This window comes from Streptosporangium sp. NPDC006930, from assembly GCF_040635605.1.
In the GTDB taxonomy this organism is placed as follows: Bacteria; Actinomycetota; Actinomycetes; order Streptosporangiales; family Streptosporangiaceae; genus Streptosporangium.
In genome coordinates this window covers 133,790-140,301 of record NZ_JBEYID010000025.1, presented here as the reverse complement: position 1 = coordinate 140,301, position 6,512 = coordinate 133,790, and the positions used below count along the sequence as shown (strand labels likewise).

Annotated in this window: 7 protein-coding genes; 3 read left to right on the top strand and 4 right to left on the bottom strand. The window is 69.7% G+C overall.

Features of this window, described 5'->3' with window-relative positions; genetic code table 11:
* Positions 1-113: 113 nt before the first annotated feature.
* Entirely contained in the window at positions 114-431 is a 318-nt protein-coding gene (locus ABZ664_RS33175) for a hypothetical protein (protein ID WP_362518875.1), read from the bottom strand.
* A 167-nt stretch (positions 432-598) separates the two neighbouring features.
* Here ABZ664_RS33175 and ABZ664_RS33170 point away from each other — a divergent pair, with 167 nt between their 5' ends.
* Positions 599-1,093 carry a carbonic anhydrase gene (locus ABZ664_RS33170; protein WP_362518870.1) on the top strand — a complete coding sequence of 165 codons (495 nt, stop codon included), beginning with the start codon at positions 599-601 and terminating at the stop codon, positions 1,091-1,093.
* A 270-nt stretch (positions 1,094-1,363) separates the two neighbouring features.
* Here ABZ664_RS33170 and ABZ664_RS33165 read toward each other — a convergent pair whose 3' ends face one another.
* Positions 1,364-3,436: a DNA topoisomerase IV subunit B gene (locus ABZ664_RS33165; protein ID WP_362518867.1), complete on the bottom strand. Its 2,073-nt coding sequence runs from the start codon at positions 3,434-3,436 to the stop codon at positions 1,364-1,366.
* Between the two features lie 240 nt (positions 3,437-3,676).
* Here ABZ664_RS33165 and ABZ664_RS33160 point away from each other — a divergent pair, with 240 nt between their 5' ends.
* Entirely contained in the window at positions 3,677-3,907 is a 231-nt protein-coding gene (locus tag ABZ664_RS33160) for a hypothetical protein (protein WP_350945954.1), read from the top strand.
* A 17-nt stretch (positions 3,908-3,924) separates the two neighbouring features.
* Here ABZ664_RS33160 and ABZ664_RS33155 read toward each other — a convergent pair whose 3' ends face one another.
* A complete protein-coding gene (locus tag ABZ664_RS33155) occupies positions 3,925-4,635 on the bottom strand; it encodes a GNAT family N-acetyltransferase (RefSeq protein WP_362518859.1) in 711 nt (236 codons plus the stop codon).
* A gap of 46 nt (positions 4,636-4,681) precedes the next feature.
* Between ABZ664_RS33155 and ABZ664_RS33150 the strand changes: the two genes are divergently transcribed.
* Complete coding sequence (locus ABZ664_RS33150; protein WP_362518854.1) at positions 4,682-5,422, top strand: peroxide stress protein YaaA; 741 nt, start codon at positions 4,682-4,684, stop codon at positions 5,420-5,422.
* 76 nt (positions 5,423-5,498) lie between these two features.
* On the opposite strand, the gene ABZ664_RS33145 is transcribed toward ABZ664_RS33150, so the two are convergent.
* Positions 5,499-6,419, bottom strand: coding sequence for a hypothetical protein (locus ABZ664_RS33145; RefSeq protein ID WP_362518851.1), 921 nt, complete (start codon positions 6,417-6,419; stop codon positions 5,499-5,501).
* Positions 6,420-6,512 lie beyond the last annotated feature (93 nt).

Below are 6,512 nucleotides of genomic sequence, written 5' to 3'. Positions count from 1 at the left end.
CCACCCTGGGCCTGACCGTCACCCCCGGCGACGCCGACGACGCCCTACCCGGTATCCCGCGCGCCTCGGGCCCGGTCCGTCTTTCCTCCCCGGGCGGACCGAAACCCGGCACCTCAGATGAGCGCCCCCTGAAGCGCGAACCGGATCGCCATCAGCAACTGCCAGGGTTCACCCGACTCCCAGAAGCGGACGACCTTGGCCACCCGATCCGTCGGCTCGAACTCACCGGTCCCCTCCGGGCCGAAACACCCCGCCTCCACGAGGACGGCCACGAACGGGTCCTCGTCCCTCAGTGATCGGGTGTAAACCGCCGCGTCGAGCAGGGACAGCGCCGAGCGCGCGTTGCGCCCCCCGTCCCTCACCTCGACCCGGTCCAGCTTTCGCCTGCCCTGGTCACGAAGATAGTCGGCCAGGGATTCGATCCTGCTCATTCACCCTCCCCACACATCCGGACTTCGGGTGACGACATCATGACCCAGCGTGAGCGACAGTGGTGGGATCTTGGTGAAGTCCTCACCCGGTGCGGCCCCGGCAACGCTCAGGAAACGGGCATGAAGCATCATTAGTCCGTTGATTGCGCCGACCGAGGGATGCGTACGTGAGTGCTTTTGACGACCTGCTGACCGCCAACGAGGAGTTCTCCGCCACGTTCACCGACACCGAGCTGACCGGTAGGGCCGCCCGCGGTCTCGCCGTGGTCACCTGCATGGACTCGCGGATCGATCCGCTGGGGCTCTTCGGCCTGAAGCCGGGGGACGCCAAGATCCTCCGCAACGCCGGGGCGAGGGTGACCGACGACGTCCTGCGCACGCTCATCCTGGCGGTCAACCTGCTGGGGGTGGAGCGGGTGCTGGTCATGCCGCACACCGACTGCGGCATGGCCAAGGTCACCGATGACGAGGTACACGCGATCACCGCCCGGCGCGGCGTCGACACCCGCAGCCTGGACTTCCACACCGTCCCAGACCAGGACGCGGCACTCCGCCATGATCTCGTACGGATCAGGACGACCCCGTTCCTGCCCGCGGGGATGCCGGTCGGCGGGGCCGTCTACGACGTGCGCACCGGCAAGCTGATGCCGGTCGACATCTGAGGGTCGGGATCAGGCCCTCCTGATCCGCCCTCCGGCGCGGGAAGCCGTCGCCGGCCCGGATCGACGCGTCGACATCAGGCGCCGGCGCGGGAACCGGCCGGGGCCTGATGTCGGTTTCGCGATTCCGCCCCGTCCGCCGGCGCTCGAAGACCCGGGGCACGATCGGCCTCCCGCCGACGCGTCCCGCCGACGGGGGAGCCGATCACCCGACCGGTGTGGATCCGGGCCCCCGCCCGGACATTCCCACCGGGAATCACCTCTCAGCGATGATCACGCGTCGATGTGGTCGCGGTCGATCTCGGCCGCGCTGCTCACGATGAACTCCCGGCGCGGGGCCACGTCGCTGCCCATCAGGAGCGCGAAGATGCGCTCGGCCTCCTCGATGTCCTCGATGCGGACCCGGCGCAGGGTGCGGTGGCGGGGCTCCATCGTCGTCTCGGCCAGCTGGTCGGCGTCCATCTCACCCAGGCCCTTGTAGCGCTGGACCGGGTCCTTCCAGCGCTTGCCCCGGCGCTCCAGGTCGCGCAGCACTCGGTGCAATTCGGCGTCGGAGTAGCAGTAGACGTACTTGCCGTGACCGCGCGTGGGGTTGATGACCTCGATGCGATGCAACGGCGGCACGGCGGCGAAGACGCGCCCGGCCTCGACCATCGGCTTCATGTAGCGGTGGAACAGCGTCAGCAGGAGGCAGCGGATGTGCGCCCCGTCGACGTCGGCGTCGGCCATCAGGATGACCTTGCCGTAGCGGGCGGCCTCGATGTCGAAGGATCGGCCGGAACCCGCGCCGATGACCTGGATGATCGCGGCGCACTCGGCGTTCTTGAGCATGTCGGCGACGGACGCCTTCTGCACGTTCAAGATCTTGCCCCGGATCGGCAGCAGCGCCTGGAACTCCGAGTTTCTGGCCGCGCGGGCGGTGCCCAGCGCCGAGTCGCCCTCGACGATGAACAGCTCGCTGCGGTCGACCTCGTCACTGCGGCAGTCGACCAGCTTGGCGGGGAGCGCCGAGTTCTCAAGGGCGGTCTTGCGGCGCTGGTTGTCGCGGTGCTCCCGAGCGGCGATGCGGGCCTTGGCCGCCGCGACGATCTTCTCCAGGACCGCGCGGAGCTGCGCCTTGGCGTTGCGCGGCGGGTTGGCGAGCAGCTCCTTGAGGTCTCGTGAGACGACGTGGGCGACGATCCTGGAGGCCGCCGAGGTGCCCAGGACCTCCTTGGTCTGCCCCTCGAACTGCGGCTCGGGCACCCGGACGGTCACCACGGCGGTGAGCCCTTCCATGATGTCCTCGCGGGTCACGGGGGCGTCGCCGTTCTTGAGCAGGCGGGTCTCGCGCAACTGCTCGTTCAGGGTGCGGACGAGGGCGCGCTCGAAGCCGTTGACGTGGGTGCCGCCCTTGGGGGTGGCGATCACGTTGACGAAGGAACGGACGGTGCTGTCGTAGCCCTTGCCCCAGCGCACCGCCACGTCGACGGTGAGCTCCCGCTGGACCTCGGTCGGGGTCATGTGCCCCAGGTCGTCGAGGACCGGGACGGTCTCGCGGAAGTGACCGGTGCCCTGCAGGCGCAGCACGTCGCAGACGGCCTCGTCACGGGCGAGGAACTCGGTGAACTCCGAGATGCCGCCGTCGAAGTGGAACTCCTCCTCGACGACCTCCTCTCCGCGGCTGTCGCGCACGGCCAGGGTCAGGCCGGGGACCAGGAACGCGGTCTGGCGGAGGCGGACGTGGATCTCGTCGAGGGAGACCTCGGCCTCGGGGAGGAAGATCTGGTGGTCGACCCAGAAGCGCACGCGGGTGCCGGTGACCTTCTTCGCCACGCTGCCGCCGTCGCGCAGCCCGGACTTCTTCTTGAACTTGGCCTTGGGGCCGTCGCCGTCGAAGACGCCCGGAACGCCCCTGCGGAAGCTGATCTCGTGGATCCGGCCCTCGCGGTCGACCTCCACGTCCAGCCGCGAGGACAGGGCGTTGACGACGGAGGCGCCGACGCCGTGCAGGCCGCCCGAGGCGCCGTAGGAGCCCCCGCCGAACTTCCCGCCCGCGTGGAGCTTGGTGTAGACGAGTTCCACGCCGGCCAGGCCGCTCTTGGGCTCGATGTCGACCGGGATGCCCCGGCCGTTGTCGCGGACCTCGATGGAGCCGTCGGGGTGAAGCTCGACCTCGATGCGGCTGCAGTAACCGGCCAGGGCCTCGTCGACCCCGTTGTCCACGATCTCCCAGAGGCAGTGCATGAGACCGCGGCTGTCGGTCGACCCGATATACATGCCTGGACGCTTACGGACGGCTTCGAGACCCTCCAGCACCGACAGGTGGCGGGCCGTATAGCCCGTCTCCGCGCTAACTGCGGTCACGCCCACTCCCACTCTGTCGAACACGTGTGCGCAGCTTACCGTTCTTCCCACCACGACGGGTACAAGCTTGCCATCCGGTGGGTTCGTGCGTTACATCCGGTGTGATCATGGTTACTTTCGGACGCTTTCCGCTCTGGGCGTAGCAGGGGGTCGGTTGGGAACGTTCGTATCGGGTTAGATGTTCTCTCAAGTGACTGACGCCAGATCCTCCACCTCAGGGGATGACCTGAAAGGCGATACGTGACTGGAACCCTCGCCCCCGCCAAGCAGCTCACAGCTGCTGACCGCTGTGACCGGTGCGGCGCCCAGGCTTACATCCGCGCAACCCTGCCCGTGGGCGGGGAGCTGCTGTTCTGCGCCCACCACGGGCGTCAGCATGTGGCCGTGCTGAGAGACAAGGGCGCCATCATCCAGGACGAGTCCGCTCGTCTCAGCGACACCCCGGCAACGGCAGGCAACGACGAACGATAACCAGACGAATGGAGCCATCATCGGACCCGATAGTGATATCGGCCCGCCACCGTGAAGCCCTGCCGCTCGTAGAGCGTCCTGGCAGCGGTGTTCGACTCCACGACGACTAAATATGCCCGCTGTGTGCCCTGCGCCCGCGCATGCGAGAGCAGGGCACGCAACACCTTCCGTCCATGGCCCCTGCGCCGCGCGTGCGGCATCACAGCCATGGAGTAGATCCCAAACCACTCCCCCTGGACCACGCCCCGCCCGACGGCCTCCCGGCCGAGCGAGGCGTATACGGCGGGCACGCCGGTGAGGATTCGCGCGACCGTCGGCAGACCGTCGCCACCGAACCTCCCGTCCACGCTCCACCAGGCGTCCAACCACGCCTGTGAGGGCGCCTCAGCGAGCTCGACCTCCTCTTCGGACCCTCCCTCGGGCCCGAGGCGCGCCGTCATCACCAACGTGGGGTCCACCACCCCGTAGCCGCGCGCCTCCAGCGACGCGTCCAGACCCGGCGTGGCCCCGCCTCCCACGGAGAAGACGCAGGGCAGCCCTCGGTCGGCATAGAACTTCTCGGCCCCCTCGATGGCGGCCTCCAGGTCCTCGGGCTCGCCCAGCGGCAGCACGGAGTTGGCCCGCTTGGTCACCCCGTTCGCGGCGCGCAGCGTCCAGCACCCGGCCTCCACCCGTTGGAGCGCCGGCCATGCCTGGTCGACCAGCCGGTCAAAGGCGTCATCGATCATGCTGAAGGATCCTAACTCCCCGATCGCCCCACTACGCTCGGCGACTGTGCTGATTCTGCTGCCTCCATCCGAGGGAAAGGCCGCGCGGGGCGACGGCCCCGCCCTCGACCTGTCCCGGTTGAGTTTTCCCGCCCTCGGCCCGCACAGGGAGCTCGTCCTGGAAGCGCTCATCGCGCTGTGCCGGGGACCGGCCGCGCGGGACGTGCTCGGCCTGTCGCCGGGACAGGCCGGTGAGGTCGGCGGAAACCTGCTTCTGCGGACCGCGCCGACTCTGGCCGCGGCCGACCTGTACACCGGCGTCCTCTACGACAACCTCGGCCTGGCCTCGCTCTCCCCTCAGGCGGCGACACGGGCCTCGGAGAGCCTGCTGATCTTCTCCGGCCTCTGGGGCCTGCTGCGGGTCGGCGACCGCGTGCCCCCCTACCGGCTGTCGATGGGGGTGCGGCTGCCGCCGCTCGGCGGCCTGAGCGCCTTCTGGCGCCGGCCGGTCACCCCCCTGCTCGACGCCGAACCCGGCCTCGTCGTGGACCTGCGCTCCAGCACGTACGCGGCCGCGTGGCGGCCCGGCGGCCGGGCGGTGGCGGTACGGGTGCTCAGGGACGGGAAGGTGGTCAGCCACATGGCCAAGGCCACCCGCGGCCTGATCGCCCGCTCCCTGCTGGAAAGCGGAGCCGATCCGGAGAGCCCCGAGGAGCTCGTCAAGGTTCTGGATCACCTCGGCCACTCCGTCGTCCTCCACGCCCCGCCCACGGGGAACCGTTCGTGGACACTCGACATCGTGACGTGACGCGCCGTGGGCTCCTCTCCCCGGGCCGTGACGGGGGCGTGGCGGGCGGGAGCCCCGCGCGGGAGGGGCCCCGGGTTCACGCCGCGACGAGGTGCAGCCGCCCGCAGGCCCGCTGAAACTGCTGGGCGGGATCTCCGAGGTAGGACCAGGGCAGTGTGCTCCCCCTGCCTTTCGTCCGCATCAGGTGCCCGCGCGCGGGCCGCCGAAGGTCTGCCAGATAGAAGGCGGCCCCGAACAGGTTGTGCGCCTCGATTGATCGGGGGTGGCTGTCGTTTCCCAGCCAGCGGCCCGAATGCGAGACGACCTCCCGCAGCGCCCCATCGGAGAACCAGCCGCCGCGCGACATCGGCGACCGCCCTGCGGCCACCTGCTCGAAGTGGGCCAGCGGCACCAGGGACGCCATCGGATCCCCATCGGGTGCCCGCGAGACGGCCTGCCTGGCGAACTCCAGCATCTCCTGGGCACTGCCGCCCCAGGCGGGGGACAACGTCATGAGCCGGGCCACGTGGGCCGGGAACAGCGTCGGATAACGCCGAACGGCCTCGTACCAGACCGCGTCCTTCTCCTGACGCGGCCGGTCGAGGCCGAGATAGAGCCACATGATCGATTCCCAGGGCACGGGATCGGACGGCGCGAGCGAGACCGCGGCGAAAAGCGGCATCCTGGCCGACTCCATCGCTCCCTGGAACGCCTGCGTGCGCTGCGCCTGCACGGCCCGCGCCTTGACATCCGGCTTGATCGTCCAGGCTTCCTCGATGCGGGTGCGCCCGAGCCAGAGCCAGAGGTCGGGGTTGGCCCGGTCACGGGCCGCCAACGCCTCTATGGCACGGCTGTGACCGACGGCCGCCTTGGCCAGCGCCTCGATCCTGAGCGCACGGCTCTCCGGATCGCCGCGGGCCGCGCCGATCGCGACCGTGCCGGCTTCGAAGATCTTCCGGCGCACCGCGGCGACCGCCTCGTCGAGCATCGCGTCCGCCCACGGACGATCGACGATCAACCGCAGTCCTCGTGCGCGAACTCTGTCGACTTCGGCCACACCCATGAGGCGGCAGCCTAGGAGGCTGTTTCACATGACGTGCTACCGATCTGT